The organism is bacterium (assembly GCA_035295165.1).
In the GTDB taxonomy this organism is placed as follows: domain Bacteria; phylum Sysuimicrobiota; class Sysuimicrobiia; order Sysuimicrobiales; family Segetimicrobiaceae; genus JAJPIA01.
Genome location: DATGJN010000003.1, coordinates 39,838 through 54,083 on the forward strand (window position 1 = coordinate 39,838; position 14,246 = coordinate 54,083).

Here is a 14,246-nt window from a genome sequence, read left to right on the forward strand (position 1 = left end):
CGGCGCTAGCCCCCGGCCTCGAGCAACAGGCGGCCCCGCCGCTGCCGGTTGGCCAGGCCCAGATGGTGGCGGGTGTAGCGCACGAGGTCGCGCAGCTGCCGCGCCGTCAGCGTGTGGCACGCGCATCCCCAGTGGACGGCCACGACGTCCCCGGCCGCGGCGTTCGCGAGCAGCGCGCGCCCGTCGAACGTGTGGAAGGCGCGGGTCGGCACCGGCGACCCCAGGACGATCTCCTCGCCGGTCAACATCAGCGGGCGCCGTTCCACCAGCAGCGCGTCGTCGTGGACGCCGAGCACACGCCCCCAACTGATCCGGCACGCGTCCATCGTGGCCAGGTCGTGCTCCTGCACCCGGTGCCCCGTCCGCACCGGCATGCTAAACACGTGGAAGTTGTGGTGCGGGCGCGCGCCGGCCGGCACGTGCCCCAGCACCGAGCGCAGCAGGGCCGTCGGGAAGCGCTTCTGAAACCGGGCCTCGAGGTGCTGCCACAGATCCGCCGCCTCGACGCGGTCGAGGAGCGCGTTGCCGATCCAGTACGCCTCGATCACGCTCGGGTGGAACGGATCGGAGATGCCGTTCGCCGCGGCGATGAACGTGTAGTAGGGAAACGCGCCGGCGAAGCGGGCCAGAATCTGTTCGAGGCCCCGGTCGCCGTGGCCGTCGGCCAGGTACTGGAGCATCGTCCGGTTCTCTTCGGGACCGCAGTAGCCCAGCCGGTTCGGCATGAAGCTGAACCGCGCGGCGAGGAGCGCCCCCTCACGGCTCACGGTGTTGCCTCCGCCGCGCCGGGTTCCGCGGCGTCCGCGAGGACCGTCCCGAGCTCCTCGAACAACCGCACGGTCTCTGCGGCGTCCGTCTCGCTCATCCGTGACACGGCGAAGCCCATCTGCACCAGCACCCACTCCCCCGGAACGACGCCGTCCAGCAGGGTCAGATCCACGTCACGCTCCGCCCCCAGGACGTCGACGCGTCCGGACGTCCCCTCGCGATCCACGCTCAACACGCGCCCCGGCATCGCCAGGCACATCGTCATCCCTCCTGCGGTCGCGGGCCGCGGCGCGCCGCGTCTGCGTCGATCTCGGCGAGCGCCCGGCGCACAACCCGGGCGACCCCGCGCTCCACCGCGGGCGAGAGCCCGACGCCCGCGGTGAAGTCCTTCCCTTCGATCCCGAAGACGATCAGCCGGTCCGGGAGGCGCCCCAGCGCCCGGCCCAGCTCCACGGCCTCGGCCACCCCGAACGCGTGGGTCGAGTACCGAAAGAACCCCGCCGGGACCGCCTCCGCCCTCGCGTCCACGCGGCGGACGGTGCCGGCGCGGGCGCCGGAGTGCACCGCGTCGATCAGAATCACGAGACCGGCGCCCTCCCACGCGTCCAGCAGCCCCGCACCCTCTCCGGACGCTTCGCGCACCGTCACCCGTCCCGCGGCCGCCGCCGCGAGCCGCCGTCCCGCCACGAGCCCTGCGGCATCGTCGCGGCGGTACGCGTTGCCCACCCCGATGACGAGCGCGCGCTGCGGATGGAACGCTACACCCGCTCGATGTGCAGCGTGAGGAAGTGCGTCGCGCATGAAATGCACGGGTCGTAGTTGCGCACGGCCTGTTCGCACCGCCACGTCAGCTCGTCGTTCGGCAGCGCGAGCGACGCCTGCACCAAGCGGCGCAGATCGGCCTCGATCTGCGCCTGGTTCTGGGAGGTCGGCGGGACGATCGTCGCGTCCGCGATCCCGCCCTCGTCGTCGATCGTGTACCGATGGTACAGGATGCCGCGCGGCGCCTCGGTGCAGCCGTGGCCGGTGCCGGCCCTCGGCGGCACGTCCGCCGCGGGCGGGTCCGGCGGCTCGTACGCGTCGATCAACCGCAGCGCCTCGTCGCACGCGTACAAGGTCTCGACCGCGCGCACGACGATGCTCTGGAACGGATTGCGGCACACCGCGCCGAGGCCCGCCTCGCGCGCAGCGTCCCGCGCGATCGGCGACAGCGCGTCAGCGTTCAGGCTGTACCGCGCGAGCGGCCCCACGCAGTACGCGCCGCGTGTCTGGAGGCGCGAGTGAAGCGCGTTGGAATGCGGAACGTGCTCCTCCGCAAAGTGGTCGCCGTAGTCCCGGACGTCGATGTCCAGCCCGTGATCGGAGACGATTCGGCCCCGGTCGATCGGGTACTCGCCGGGCTGCCGCAGGGACACGAACTCATAGTCCTGCGTGAACTCCGGGCACGGGAACGTCGCCACCCACCGGACCGTCTCACGCGCCGCGTCGCAGGCCCACCGCAACCGCTCCGCGATCGCCGTGAACTCGCGGCGGGCGGGGGCCCGGTAGAACCCGCCGACCCGCTCGTTGATCGGGTGCACCTCGCGGCCGCCGATCAGCGTCATCAGGTCGTTGCCGACCTTCTTCAGCCGCAGCCCCCGCTCCACGACCTGCGGGTGGTCGCGCGCCATCGGGATCACACCCGCGTACCCGAGGAAATCGGGCGCGTGGAGCATGTAGATGTGCAGCACGTGACTCTCGATCCACTCCCCGCAGTACAGGAGCCGGCGCAGCGCGCGAATCCGGTCGTCCACCTCGACGCCGCACGCGTCCTCCATCGCCGCGCACGCGCTCATCTGGTATGCCACGGGACAGATCCCGCAGATGCGCGACGTGAGGTCCGGGGCCTCCACGTACCGCCGGCCCCGGAGGAACGCCTCGAAGAAGCGCGGCGGCTCGTAGATGCGCAGCCGCACCTCCTGCACCTGATCGTCCTTGATCTTGACGTACAGCGCGCCTTCGCCCTCGACGCGCGCGAGGGCATCGACCTTGATCGTCCGCGTCCTACTTGTCATGCGCGTCGCCCGCCTTTCGAAACGCGTCGGCGCCGGCGTTGATCCCGCGGAACGCCCGCAGGAGGTCGGCGTCGGCCACGCCGAGGCGGCGCCATCCCTGGCCGAGCGAGGCGGTGTTCGGCGACTCCATCGGCCCGTAGCAGCCGTAACACCCGCGGGCGTAGGCGGGGCACAGGGCACCGCATCCGGCGTGCGTGACCGGGCCGAGGCAGGGCGTCCCGTGGGCCACCATGACGCAGACCGTGCCCCGGCGCTTGCACTCGACGCACACGCTGTGCGCCGGGATCCGAGGCCGGCGTCCGTGCACGAACGCCTGAATCACCTCGAGCAACTGCACCTTGTTGATCGGACACCCCTGCAGTTCGAAGTCCACCGGGACATGGTGGGCGATCGGGGTGGAGGTCGCGAGCGTGTCGATGTACTCGGGCTTCGCGTACACGACCGCGGTGAACTCGCGCACGTCCCGGAAGTTCCGGAGCGCCTGGATGCCCCCGGCCGTAGCACACGCGCCGATCGTCACGAGCGCCTTGGACGCCCGGCGCACCTGCTGGATCCGCTCCGCGTCGTGCGGGGTCGTGATCGACCCCTCGACCAGGGAGAGGTCGTACGGCCCGCGGACGGTCCCGCGGGATGCCTCGAGGAAGTACGCGACCTCGACCTGACCGGCGAGCCCGAGGAGCTCGTCCTCGCAGTCGAGCAGGCTCAGTTGACAGCCGTCGCACGACGCGAACTTCCACACCGCCAGGCGCGGTCGCCGTCGCGCGGCCATCAGAGTTCTCGCACCCGCAGCAGCGGCTCCACGCGGTCGTACCGAAACACCGGCCCGTCCCGACAGACGAAGGTGGGTCCGAGCTGGCAGTGCCCACAGAATCCGATCGCGCACTTCATGTTCCGCTCCATCGACAGGTAGATGCGGCCCGGGGGCACCCCGCGGCCGAGCACGTCGGCGATCGCAAAGCGCATCATCACCTCGGGACCGCACACCATGACCGTGGTCGCCGCCGGCTCGAACTCCGCGCGGGCGATGAGCGTGGTCACGACGCCCACGTGCCCTCGCCACGACTCGGACGGCGCCGCGTCCACGGTCGCCTCGACCTGCACGTCGAACCGGCCGCGCCAGCGGGCGACCTCCCGCTGGTACAACAGGTCGGCGGGCGTGCGCGCCCCGTAGAGGAGCGCGACCCGCCGGTAGCGGTCTCGCTGCGCGAGCACACGGTAGAGCACGGGCCGCAACGGCGGCAGGCCGACGCCGCCGGCGACGATCACCAGGTCGCCGCCGGCCGCCTCGTCCACGGGCCAGCCGCTCCCGAACGGACCGCGGACGCCGAGCACCTGCCCCTTCCGGAGATGGCAGAGGGCGTCGGTCACCGAGCCGACGGCCCGGACGGTGTGCACCAGCACCTGCGGGGTCGCCGGATCCCCGCTGATCGAGATCGCGGCCTCGCCGTGCCCGAACAGGTAGAGCATGTTGAACTGGCCCGGCGCAAAGACGAACTCCCCGGAGCCGGCCGCCGGCTCGGCCTCGAGCGTCACGACGTCGTGGCTCTCGCGCCGGGTCCGCCGGACGCAGAACGGCGTCGGCGCCATGGGGTCCGCGGCCGGCGGCAGCGCCGCCGTCTGCCTAGCCCCAGGTACCGTAGACATCCAACAACTGCATCCGGGTCGCGCGAAGTCGTTGCCCGATGATCTGCGCGAACCGCTTGAGGAGCTCGTAGCCCAGCCGAGGGTCCTCCTCGCACTTCTTGCGAATGCAGGCGCCGTCGAACGCCGTCGCGCGCACCAACTCGAGCGCCCGCGAATCCGACTGCTTGCGGTACGGCGGCACGAGCCAGGACCAGCCGAGCATCTCCCCCGGCCCGAGGGTCGAGATCGTCATGCGGCCGCGTCCGGGCGATGAGATCTCGATCGCGACCCGTCCGTGCCGGATCAGATAGAACCGGTCCGAAGGATCGCCCTCGTGGAACAGGTAGCTGCCGCCGTCGAAGCGCACGTTGGATGCGCATCCCGCGATCAACGCGAGATCGTCCGGCGGAAGACCGCGGAAGAACGGGTGGTCTGCAAGAAGATCATCAATCTCGCGCATGGTCGTCCTCCTGTGCCGGGGCCGCGGACGGCCGCGGCTCGCTCTCACGGATGGCCCGGAGTTCCTCCGTGATGTCGATCCCGACCGGGCACCACGTAATGCACCGGCCGCACCCCACGCAGCCGGATGATCCGAACTGATCGATCCAGGTCGCGAGTTTGTGGGTCATCCACTGACGATACCGCGACCGCGCTGAACTGCGCACGGACCCGCCGTGGATGTAGGAAAAGTCCATCGTGAAGCAGGAATCCCACTTCCGCCACCGCTCGGCGTGGTCGCCGGTCAGATCGGACGTGTCCTCGACGGTCGTGCAGAAGCAGGTTGGACAGGCCATCGTGCAGTTGCCGCAGGTGAGACACCGATCGGCGACCTCGGCCCAACGCGGGTGCTCGTAGTTGCGGTACAGGAGGTCCTTGATATCCGTGGTATCCATCGTGCGGCCCATCTGCGCGGCCGCGCGGTCGACCGCCTGCTGTGCCGCGCCTCGGTCCTCTGCGTCCGCATCGGTGCGAGGCACGTCTGCGAGCACCTCGGCGCCGCGCTCCGAGCCGACCTCGACCAGAAACCGGTGCCGGCCGCCGTCTTGGATCTCGGTGACAGCCAGGTCGAATCCCGACTGGGCCTTCGGCCCCGTCTTCATCGAGACGCAGAAGCAGGTCCCGCCGGCCTGCCCGCAGTTGACCGCCACGATGAACGCGCCCTCCCGGCGCGCCCGATACACGGGGTCGACGTGTGGGCCGTGGAGAAACACCCGGTCCTGGATCGCGATCGCGTGAAGCTCGCAGGACCGCACGCCGATGAACGCGTAGCGCGGTGGCTCGGCGGGTTGCTCTTCCATTACGAAGCCCCCGGTCTCCGTGCGACGGGCGTTCCACAGCCGCACGGCCGGAGGAAACAGGAACTTCTTCCACGAGTGGGGGCCGACGACGTAGCCAAACACCGCCTGGTCGTCCCGACGTCGCACGCGGTACGTTCCGGCCTCCTGTTCGTCGGTCCAGCCCACCGGGAGGTCCGCGGGCGTCTCGATCTCGCCGTACGCGATCGCGCCGTCCGCGAGCGTTGGCCCGATCAGGCGGTACCCGCGGCGACGCAGCGAGTCGAACAATACGCCGAGACCCTCCAGCGTGAGAACGAACGGCCCCGGTGCGTCATGCTCTGACATCGGTCTCCTCGCCACCGACACAGGAATGCAGTACCCACTTTGGCTTACACGTCGCCCGCGCAAGTCCCTCTGTACCTGTCGTTGGTTGGCGCCAGGTACGCCGCCAAAATACTCTCGGCACCCGATGGCGATTCGGGGTCCACCGCGATACACTGCTCATGGAGCGCACGCGGCGACGTGCCGAACCGACCGCTGCGGTCCCGCGATACGCCGGCAGCATCGTAGCCGGAGAGCGTTTCGGCCGCGTCGGCGAGGGATCCGCAGGGAGCATTTGGGGCGGCACCGGCTGCACAGGTGCGCTCTCCATTTGTATCACCTTGTATCACCGCTCCCCGCCGTACAGCGCAGATTCCACGGGCCGCACACTCCTCCACCGAGAGGACCGCAAACGCAGACGAGCCACGAAACGCCGCCGGCCCGCCCCTACCGGACCACGAGGACCGGCAGATGCGCAGCGTGCAACACGCGCTCGCTCACGCTACCGAGGATGAGCCCGCCGATCTGGCCGAGTCCACGGCTCCCCAGGATGATCATGTCCGCCCCGAACTCCTGGGCGGCCTTGACGATCTCCGCCGAGGGGTCGCCCGTCCGGTACGCGGCGGTCACCGACCCGCTGATGCCCTCGAACTGACGCTTCGTCTGCTCGAGGACGCCCTGGCCGGCCTGCTCGAGCCCCTGCTCCACGATCTCGAGATCGACCATGGCGTCGGGCCCCGGTCCGCCCATCGCGAACGTGGGGATGTGTCCGACCGTCACCAGGAACACCTCGGTCTTGCTGAGTTCGCGGGCGAGACGCGCGGCAAGCGCCGCGGCGCGGATCGCGTGCGGGGATCCGTCGGTAGCGACGAGCAACTTCATCGATGTCCCCTCCCTCGGGTGCACCTCTCGGACGCGTCCGGTGTCTTGTGCTCGTCGGCGTGCGCCCCATCCCCATCCCTCACGACGACCACGGAGCCGACCCCCTCGTCCGCTGGCGCGCGCCCGGGGTCCGCTGGACCGTAGTCAGGGTACCACGGCCGGCGGGGATTCACGATCCGGTCGAGGATCGATTCTCCACACGTGCCCGCAGCCGCGGACGGACGCGATCGGCAGCCGGGCGCAAGGTCGGTTCGAGGACCGATGGCGCTGGGCGGTCGCCGTGGTCCATACTGAGGCTGGCAAGGCAGTAGACTGCCCGTCTTCGCAGTCGCGCCGGGGTCTGGCCAGTGATCGCCGGGCACTAGAGGGGGGCGTTCGATGAGGAACCTCAGAGCACGTGAGATCATGTCCGCGCCGGCCGTCACCGTCTCGCCGGACACGCCGGTGCGAGAGGTCGTGACGCTCATGGTCCGCTTCGGCATCAGCGGGCTGCCAGTCGCCGACGAAGAGGGGCGGCTCGTGGGCATCGTTACCGAGGCGGACGTCCTCCGCAAAGAGGAGCGGCCGCAACCGACCCCGCCGATCGTCTCGTGGCACGGCCGGTCCCTGTGGCTCGAGCGCCGCGTGGACCAGTACCAAAAGCTGACGGGGACCACCGCAGGGGAGTTGATGACGGAGAACGTCCTGAGCGCGACCGAGGACACCCACGTGCGCGAGCTCGTGCACCTCATGCTCGCCCACGGCGTCAACCGCATTCCGATCGTCCGCGACGGCCGCGTCGTCGGCATCGTCAGCCGCGCCGACGTGCTCACGGTGTTCCTGCGGGACGACGAGGAGATCGTCAACGAGGTCCGCCGCTCCCTGGCGCAGGATGCGGGCATCGACCCATCTGCGCTCACGATCACCTGCACGGACGGCGTCGTCGCGGTGACCGGACAGATCGGGCGCCGCAGCGATCGCGACCTGGCCGTCACGTGGATCAGGGCGGTGGACGGCGTCATCGGCGTGCAGGCGGCCGACTTCACCTACGTCGTCGACGACGTCGCACTCGGCCGGATCACCGCCTGAGCGCGACGACGCTGCTCCACCCGATGCGATCGACGGCGCCGGACTCGGCCGCCTAGCGTCGTGTCCGGGATCGCAGGAAGGCGATGACGTCGTCGAGTTCCTGCGGCGTGATGTTGTTCGCAAACGCCGGCATGTTCGTGCCCCCGTTGAGAATCCGCCACGTCATCTGCGCGGACGTGAGGCGGTCGCCCACGTCGGTGAGATCGGGACCCCGCTGACCGCCCCGCCCCGCGATCGCGTGGCAGGCCTCGCACCCCTTGTCGTGAAACAGGCGTGCCCCGACCGCGACCGGTCCGCCGGAGGCGCCGACGACCCGAGACGTGAGCGGCGCGGCATCAAACGCGGGCGACCACGGCGCCTTGGCGCCGGCGATCCAGAGCGTCGCGATCATGAGACACACCACGAGCACGCTGCCGACCGCCCACGGCCGCCGGGCGGGGCTCCGTTCGCCACGGTTCGAGACGAACGGGATCACCAACAGCACCACGCCGGCGATCATCGGGCCGAGGATCATGAAGTAGTTCTCGAGATCGGGCGGGATCAGCGCAAGCGCGCCAAAGTACCAGAGCAGGTACCAATCGGGCCGGGGGTCGGCCTGGAGCACCGTTGGGTCGGGCGGCCTGTCCAACTCGGGCGCGCCGAACACCACGGCGGCGAGCACCACCGCCGTGACCATCGCCACACCGAAGACGACGTCGCGCCACGCCGCGTCCGGCCAGAACGGTCGGCCCTCCCGATCGAGCATCGCGTGGTACCACGCCCGGTAGGTCTTTGGCTCGACCGGGCGGCCCGGCGTCGGCGGCTCCGAGATGCCGTGGTGCAGCACGAGCCAGAGGTGCACGCCGATGAACACGAAGATCACCGCGGGGATGAAGAAGACGTGGAACGCAAAGAACCGGCTGAGCGTCTGCCCGCCCCACGTGTCGCCCGCGAGGACGAAGTGGGCGATCGCCTCGCCGACGAACGGGATCCGCCCCACCTGCTCCGCCACCACCGCCACCGTCCAGACGGCCGTCTGGTCCCACCGCAGCAGCTGACCCGTGAACGCGATGACGATCGTCACCATGAACAGCACCACCCCGGTGAGCCAGTTGGCTTCCCGAGGATACTTGTACGCCCCCATCAGGAATGTGCGCGCCATGTGGAGGCCGATCAGGAAGACCATCGCCGACGCGCCCCAATAGTGGATCCCGCGGAGCACGCCGCCGAACGGGGCCTGGTGCGTGATGAACTGCAACGTCTGGTACGCGTCCGATGTGGACGGGATGTACGCGAGCGCGAGCGCGATCCCGGTGACGACCTGCACGAGGAACGCGAACAGGGTGGCGCTCCCGAACACGTAGTACCACCGCGCAGACGACGGCACGGGGTGCCGGAGCACCGGACCCATCACCTTCGACAGGCCGGTGCGGTCGTCGATCGCTTCCCATGCGCGCCTCACAACCCCCATCGGCAGCCTACTTCACCGTGGTCGTGATCGGCAGCGGGCTGGTGAGGATCTCGACCTGCCCGTTGCGGACGCGCACCGGATACTGCGGCAACGGCTTCGGCGGCGGGCCGGCGGCCACGGTGCCGTCGTTATAGTAGACGCCGCCGTGACACGGGCACATGAACAGGTTGGCGTCCGGCAACCACCGCACCGGACAGCCGAGATGGGTGCAGTTCACGGAAAACGCGATGAAGCGGTGTTCCCCGTCCCGGCGCAGCCACGCCGCCGTCCTGGCGACGACGCCCGCCCACGGCAGCGGCGACGAGTCGGCGAACGTGACCTCGGACGTCGTCCCCACGGCGAACCGGTCGACCGGACCGACCGCACGCCACACCTGCGCGGTCCGCTCGAACAGGGGCGCGACCAGAAACCCCACGAACGGGATCGCGACGATCGCGGCCGCCCACGCGGTGAGCACGAGGCTCAGCCGCGAGAAGAACTCGCGCCGGCGCACCTCCTCGGGCCCGTCGCGCCGCGCCGCGCCGGTCGTGTGGTCACTCATGAGACGTCCCCTCACGCCGGATCTCGCGGATCCAGCCGACGACGGCCAGCGAGAGGACCCCGACGCCGACGGCAAAGATCAGGTACGAGGTCACCACCCCCCAGAAGATGAACACGGTGCCGAGCGCGGCCGCGATCGGCCACGGCGTCCGCCGGGGCAGATGCTCCGGTTTGGGCACGTTCCATCCCTCGCGGTCGACGGCGATCCCCGTGACGGCCCCGGCGCCGCGCGCATCCCCGCCCCGGCGCCGTTCAGGCGACACGCGGCGACCCCTTGCGCCCCCGGTCGGGCGCGGTCGGGCGGTCGACGGCACCGAACGGCTCCGCGTCCGCCTCGCGGTACCAGCGCCCGAGCGTCCCGAGGATCGCGCACAAGTACACGAGCCCGCCCGGCACCCACATCAGCAGGCCACCGAGCTGCTGGTCCGCCGCGGGCGACAGTCCCCACCCGCCGCGGATCGTCGGTAGCAGCCCCTGCGGGTCCGCAGGGTGCAGGTACGCCGGGTAGAGCCCCGGCGGCGAAAACGTGAGGACGATCCCCAGGCCGCTCGACGCCAGCGCGGCGGCCAGGAGATACACGACCGCGCCGAGCGCCGGCAGCCGCGCCTCCGCGAGCGGGGCGCACACCGGCCACCAGAAGATCGTGCTCGTCACGAGGAAGCTCAAGTGTTGTGCGACGTGCACCAGCCCGTGCGCGAGCGCGGCGTTGTACAGGACGGGCACGTGCCAAGCGCACATCGTGCCGATGCCGAGCACCCAGGCGGCGACCGGGTGCCCGAGGCCGCCCTCCGCGCGCCGGAGCGCGGGCACCCGCAGCGCGGCGCGCGCCCACTCCGGGGGGATGCCCAGCAGGAGCAGCGGCGGCACCACCAACATGAGCAGCATGTGCTGCAGCATGTGCACGCTAAAAAGATACCGGTCGCCGAGCCCATCGAGCGGGGAGTTGAGCGCCAGCAGCAGAACGGCGACGCCGCCGAGAAACCACCCCGCCCGGCGCGGCGCGGCCCGGCCGGCCAGGCCCAGGTAGGCGCCGGCGAGCACGGCGCACCCGGCCACCGCCGACGGCTCCCACGACCATGTCGAGGCGAGCACGCGCCAGACCGTCATTTGACGAACGCCCAGACGTAGATCAGGGTGTAGAGCACGATCCACACGGCGTCGACGAAATGCCAGTACAGCGAGACCACCTCGACGCCCACCGACGTCGGCCCCCGAAACTGGCCGAGCAGCGCCAGGACGAACAACGTCCCGAGGAGGACCAAGCCCAGGAACACGTGCAGCCCGTGAAACCCCGTCAGGGTGAAGAACGTCGCACCGAACAGGTCCCGGGCCACGGTGACGTTCTCGTGGAGCAGCCCCAGCCACTCTTGCCCCTGCCCAAACAGGAAGAGCGCCCCGAGCACGACCGTCGCGCCCAGCCAACCGATGAAGGCACTCCGCCGTCCCCGCCGCTGCTCGCGCATGCCCCACCAGAGCGTCACGCTGCTCGCGATCAGGAACGCGGTGTTGAGCCCCGCGGCGGCGGGGTGGAGCACCTGCGCCGCGGTGGGGCCGGGCGACGGGTTGAGATGGTAGTACACGTACGAAATGATCAGGATGAGAAAGAACGTCGCCTCCGACCCGATGAACAGCAGCATCCCGATCTGCGCCGGGGGCATCGCGGGTCCCCGCGTGCGCTGCGCCAGTTCCCGCCACCACGCCGGTCGGTGCGACTCCTCCGGGTGGGCCAGATCCCACAGCGGCCGGCGGCCCCACACCGGCGGCACAAGATCGAAGTTGTGCTCCGGCGGCGGCGACGAGGTCGCCCACTCGAGACTCCACGCGCCCCAGGGATTGTCGCCGGCCCGCTCGCCCCGGCGCACGCTCTGGAGCACGTTCCAGATGAACACCAGCACGGAGAGCGCGAGGATGTAGGACCCGATCGTGGAGATCAAGTTGAACACGCCCCAGTACGGCAGGTCGGGGTACGTATACACCCGACGCGGCATCCCCATCAACCCGAGGACGTGCTGGATCATGAAGGTCACGTTGAACCCGATCAGCATCAGCCAGAAGTGCCACTTCCCCCACGTCTCGTCGAGCATCCGGCCGGTCATCTTGGGCACCCAGTAGTAGAACCCGGCGAACATCGCGAACGCCGTCCCGCCGAAGAGCACGTAGTGCATGTGGGCGACGACGTAGTACGTATCTTCCGCCTGCCAGTCCACGGGCACGGCGGTGAAGCTCACGCCAGTGATGCCCCCGATCGTGAACATCGCCAGAAACGCGAGGCAGAACAGCATCGCCGTGGTCAGGCGCAGGGACCCCCGCCACAGCGTCGCGCACCAGTTTAGGATCTTGATGCCGGTCGGGATGGCGATGAGCATGCTCGCGACCGCAAAGAACACGTCGGTCGCGAACCCGAGCCCCACCGCGAACATGTGATGCGCCCACACCGCCAGGCTGAGGAACGCGATCGCCGCGGTCGACGCGGCCACGAACTCGTACCCGTAGACCGGCTTGCCGCTGAAGACCGGGATGACCTCGGAGATGATGCCGAACGCCGGCAGCACCATGATGTACACTTCCGGATGCCCGAACGCCCAGAAGTAGTGCTGCCACAACACCGCGGAGCCGCCGCCCTGCGGCGCGAAGACGTGGGCGTTGAGGATCCGGTCGATCAGCAACTCGCACAGCGACCCGTTCAACACCGGAAGCGCGAGGAGGATGAGCACCGAGTTGACCAGCACCATCCACGTGAACAGCGGCAGGCGCGTCAGGCTGAGGCCGGGCGCGCGGAGCGCCAGGATCGTCACCATCAAGTTGATCGACGCGGTGATCGTGCCGATCCCGGTGGCGAGCAGGCCGAGCGCCCAGTAGTCCACCCCGCTCGTCGAGCTGAACGGGCGCTCGCTGAGCGGCGCGTAGCTGAACCATCCCGCGTCCGGCGCGCCGCCGGCGAGATAGCTGTAGTACAGCAGCAGCCCCCCAAACACGAGGAACCAGAAGCTCATCGCGTTCATCCGAGGAAACGCGATGTCGCGAGCGCCGACCTGGAGCGGCACGATGTACGTGGCGAACCCGATCAGCATCGGCATGACGACGAGGAAGATCATCGTCGTGCCGTGCATGGTGAAGATCTCGTTGAACGCCTGCGGGCCGAGGAACGTGTTTTCCGGGCGAATCAGCTGGGTACGGATGAGGAGCGCCTGCACCCCGCCGGCCAGGAAGAAGATCAGCGTCGCGATCAAGTACATGATCCCGACCTGTTTGTGGTCGAGCGAGGCGATCCAGCTGAACCACCCCGCGGCGGGCTCGTCGGCCGCCGGCGCGGCGACGTCGCGCGGGAGCGAGAGGTCGCTCACCGGCGCGTCTCCAGATAGGCGACGAGATCCCGGACCTGGTCGCCGGTCAGGTGAAAGTTCGGCATCAGCGTCCCGGGCTTGAGCGCGTTCGGATCGGCGATCCAGCGCGCCAGGGTCTCCGGCGTGTTCACGATCCGGCCGCCGGCGAGCGTCGCGCGCGTTGCCACGTGCACCAGCTCGGGGCCCACGGCGACCCCGGTGGCGTGGCAGCTGTCGCAGGTCAGCGCGCGGTACAGCGTCATCCCGGCGACCGCGTCGGGCGCGGTCGGGGCCGCCGCCGGCTGCTGCCGCGCGCGCAGCCACGCGTCAAACGCACCCGGCGCCTGCGCGATCACCGCGATCCGCATCCACGCGTGCTGAACGCCGCAGAACTCGACGCACGCGCCGAGATACGTCCCCGGCGCATTCGCCTCGAGCCAGATCGCGGCCGGGTATCCGGGGGTGAGATCCTCTTTGCGCGCGAGCTGCGGCACCCAGAAGTCGTGGATCACGTCCGCCGATATCAACCGCACCAGCAGCGGCCGTCCGGTGGGGATGTGCACCTCGTTGGCGGTCACGACCCCGGATGCGGGATACCGGATCTCCCACCACCATTGGTGGCCGATCACGACCAGGTCGGGCGCATGCGCGCCCCGGGCGGGATCCGCCGTCCGCATCACGGCGATCGTGGGGATGAGGATGACAGCCAGCAGCAGCGCCGCCGCCCCGGTCCATACGATCTCCCACTTGGGCCGCCCCTCTTCCTGGGGCGCCTCCGAGCCGCCCGCGCGCGCGCGGAACCGGATCGCCGCGGTGAGCACGAGCCCCGCAACGATGACGAACACGCCCAAGCCGAGCCAGAGGACGAACAGGAAGAGGGACTTGATGGCCAGGGCTTGGGGCGATGCTGCGTTGAACGGCGAGCTCATCGGCATCGGGC

The 14,246-nt window shown here is 70.0% G+C and carries 16 protein-coding genes; 1 reads left to right on the forward strand and 15 read right to left on the reverse strand.

What is annotated here, in order from left to right; genetic code table 11:
- Positions 1 to 5 precede the first annotated feature (5 nt).
- From VKZ50_00460 to VKZ50_00500, 9 genes are all read right to left on the reverse strand, one after another.
- The gene (locus tag VKZ50_00460) at positions 6 to 767 is read right to left on the reverse strand and encodes a DUF6390 family protein (protein HLJ58186.1); all 762 of its coding nucleotides are present in this window, start codon (positions 765 to 767) and stop codon (positions 6 to 8) included.
- Positions 764 to 1,027 carry a HypC/HybG/HupF family hydrogenase formation chaperone gene (locus tag VKZ50_00465; GenBank protein ID HLJ58187.1) on the reverse strand — a complete coding sequence of 88 codons (264 nt, stop codon included), beginning with the start codon at positions 1,025 to 1,027 and terminating at the stop codon, positions 764 to 766. Before VKZ50_00465 ends, VKZ50_00460 begins: the two co-directional genes overlap by 4 nt.
- A 2-nt stretch (positions 1,028 to 1,029) precedes the next feature.
- A complete protein-coding gene (locus tag VKZ50_00470; protein ID HLJ58188.1) occupies positions 1,030 to 1,569 on the reverse strand; it encodes a hydrogenase maturation protease in 540 nt (179 codons plus the stop codon).
- Complete coding sequence (locus tag VKZ50_00475; GenBank protein ID HLJ58189.1) at positions 1,527 to 2,822, reverse strand: Ni/Fe hydrogenase subunit alpha; 1,296 nt, start codon at positions 2,820 to 2,822, stop codon at positions 1,527 to 1,529. Before VKZ50_00475 ends, VKZ50_00470 begins: the two co-directional genes overlap by 43 nt.
- Positions 2,812 to 3,591, reverse strand: a complete 780-nt coding sequence (locus VKZ50_00480) for an oxidoreductase (protein ID HLJ58190.1) — start codon at positions 3,589 to 3,591, stop codon at positions 2,812 to 2,814. The genes VKZ50_00475 and VKZ50_00480 overlap by 11 nt, the downstream gene beginning before the upstream one ends.
- Entirely contained in the window at positions 3,591 to 4,466 is an 876-nt protein-coding gene (locus tag VKZ50_00485; protein HLJ58191.1) for an FAD/NAD(P)-binding protein, read from the reverse strand. The genes VKZ50_00480 and VKZ50_00485 overlap by 1 nt, the downstream gene beginning before the upstream one ends.
- Positions 4,444 to 4,905, reverse strand: a complete 462-nt coding sequence (locus VKZ50_00490) for a cyclic nucleotide-binding domain-containing protein (GenBank protein HLJ58192.1) — start codon at positions 4,903 to 4,905, stop codon at positions 4,444 to 4,446. Before VKZ50_00490 ends, VKZ50_00485 begins: the two co-directional genes overlap by 23 nt.
- The gene (locus tag VKZ50_00495) at positions 4,892 to 6,067 is read right to left on the reverse strand and encodes a 4Fe-4S dicluster domain-containing protein (protein HLJ58193.1); all 1,176 of its coding nucleotides are present in this window, start codon (positions 6,065 to 6,067) and stop codon (positions 4,892 to 4,894) included. Before VKZ50_00495 ends, VKZ50_00490 begins: the two co-directional genes overlap by 14 nt.
- A gap of 423 nt (positions 6,068 to 6,490) precedes the next feature.
- Positions 6,491 to 6,925 carry a universal stress protein gene (locus tag VKZ50_00500; protein ID HLJ58194.1) on the reverse strand — a complete coding sequence of 145 codons (435 nt, stop codon included), beginning with the start codon at positions 6,923 to 6,925 and terminating at the stop codon, positions 6,491 to 6,493.
- Positions 6,926 to 7,303: 378 nt separating this feature from the next.
- Between VKZ50_00500 and VKZ50_00505 the strand changes: the two genes are divergently transcribed.
- Positions 7,304 to 7,993, forward strand: coding sequence for a CBS domain-containing protein (locus tag VKZ50_00505; GenBank protein HLJ58195.1), 690 nt, complete (start codon positions 7,304 to 7,306; stop codon positions 7,991 to 7,993).
- Positions 7,994 to 8,045: 52 nt separating this feature from the next.
- Here VKZ50_00505 and VKZ50_00510 read toward each other — a convergent pair whose 3' ends face one another.
- The 6 genes from VKZ50_00510 to coxB form a co-directional block, all read right to left on the reverse strand.
- Positions 8,046 to 9,443 carry a cytochrome b N-terminal domain-containing protein gene (locus tag VKZ50_00510; GenBank protein HLJ58196.1) on the reverse strand — a complete coding sequence of 466 codons (1,398 nt, stop codon included), beginning with the start codon at positions 9,441 to 9,443 and terminating at the stop codon, positions 8,046 to 8,048.
- A 7-nt stretch (positions 9,444 to 9,450) separates the two neighbouring features.
- A complete protein-coding gene (locus VKZ50_00515; GenBank protein HLJ58197.1) occupies positions 9,451 to 9,984 on the reverse strand; it encodes a Rieske 2Fe-2S domain-containing protein in 534 nt (177 codons plus the stop codon).
- A complete protein-coding gene (locus VKZ50_00520) occupies positions 9,977 to 10,246 on the reverse strand; it encodes a hypothetical protein (GenBank protein ID HLJ58198.1) in 270 nt (89 codons plus the stop codon). Before VKZ50_00520 ends, VKZ50_00515 begins: the two co-directional genes overlap by 8 nt.
- Complete coding sequence (locus tag VKZ50_00525) at positions 10,236 to 11,090, reverse strand: cytochrome c oxidase assembly protein (GenBank protein ID HLJ58199.1); 855 nt, start codon at positions 11,088 to 11,090, stop codon at positions 10,236 to 10,238. Before VKZ50_00525 ends, VKZ50_00520 begins: the two co-directional genes overlap by 11 nt.
- Complete coding sequence (gene ctaD / locus VKZ50_00530) at positions 11,087 to 13,327, reverse strand: cytochrome c oxidase subunit I (GenBank protein ID HLJ58200.1); 2,241 nt, start codon at positions 13,325 to 13,327, stop codon at positions 11,087 to 11,089. Before ctaD ends, VKZ50_00525 begins: the two co-directional genes overlap by 4 nt.
- The coding region (coxB, locus tag VKZ50_00535; protein HLJ58201.1) for a cytochrome c oxidase subunit II at positions 13,324 to 14,246 on the reverse strand (923 nt) is incomplete at its 5' end. The genes ctaD and coxB, both read right to left, overlap by 4 nt.

Bases quoted from the DNA above. Each gene is read 5' to 3' on its own strand.
- VKZ50_00525 (HLJ58199.1), bottom strand. From the start codon at position 11,090: ATGACGGTCTGGCGCGTGCTCGCCTCGACATGGTCGTGGGAGCCGTCG.
- VKZ50_00465 (HLJ58187.1), bottom strand. From the start codon at position 1,027: ATGTGCCTGGCGATGCCGGGGCGCGTGTTGAGCGTGGATCGCGAGGGG.
- VKZ50_00480 (HLJ58190.1), bottom strand. From the start codon at position 3,591: ATGGCCGCGCGACGGCGACCGCGCCTGGCGGTGTGGAAGTTCGCGTCG.
- VKZ50_00495 (HLJ58193.1), bottom strand. From the start codon at position 6,067: ATGTCAGAGCATGACGCACCGGGGCCGTTCGTTCTCACGCTGGAGGGT.
- VKZ50_00475 (HLJ58189.1), bottom strand. From the start codon at position 2,822: ATGACAAGTAGGACGCGGACGATCAAGGTCGATGCCCTCGCGCGCGTC.
- VKZ50_00515 (HLJ58197.1), bottom strand. From the start codon at position 9,984: ATGAGTGACCACACGACCGGCGCGGCGCGGCGCGACGGGCCCGAGGAG.
- VKZ50_00505 (HLJ58195.1), top strand. From the start codon at position 7,304: ATGAGGAACCTCAGAGCACGTGAGATCATGTCCGCGCCGGCCGTCACC.
- VKZ50_00470 (HLJ58188.1), bottom strand. From the start codon at position 1,569: ATGCGCGACGCACTTCCTCACGCTGCACATCGAGCGGGTGTAGCGTTC.
- VKZ50_00490 (HLJ58192.1), bottom strand. From the start codon at position 4,905: ATGCGCGAGATTGATGATCTTCTTGCAGACCACCCGTTCTTCCGCGGT.
- VKZ50_00500 (HLJ58194.1), bottom strand. From the start codon at position 6,925: ATGAAGTTGCTCGTCGCTACCGACGGATCCCCGCACGCGATCCGCGCC.
- VKZ50_00510 (HLJ58196.1), bottom strand. From the start codon at position 9,443: ATGGGGGTTGTGAGGCGCGCATGGGAAGCGATCGACGACCGCACCGGC.
- VKZ50_00485 (HLJ58191.1), bottom strand. From the start codon at position 4,466: ATGTCTACGGTACCTGGGGCTAGGCAGACGGCGGCGCTGCCGCCGGCC.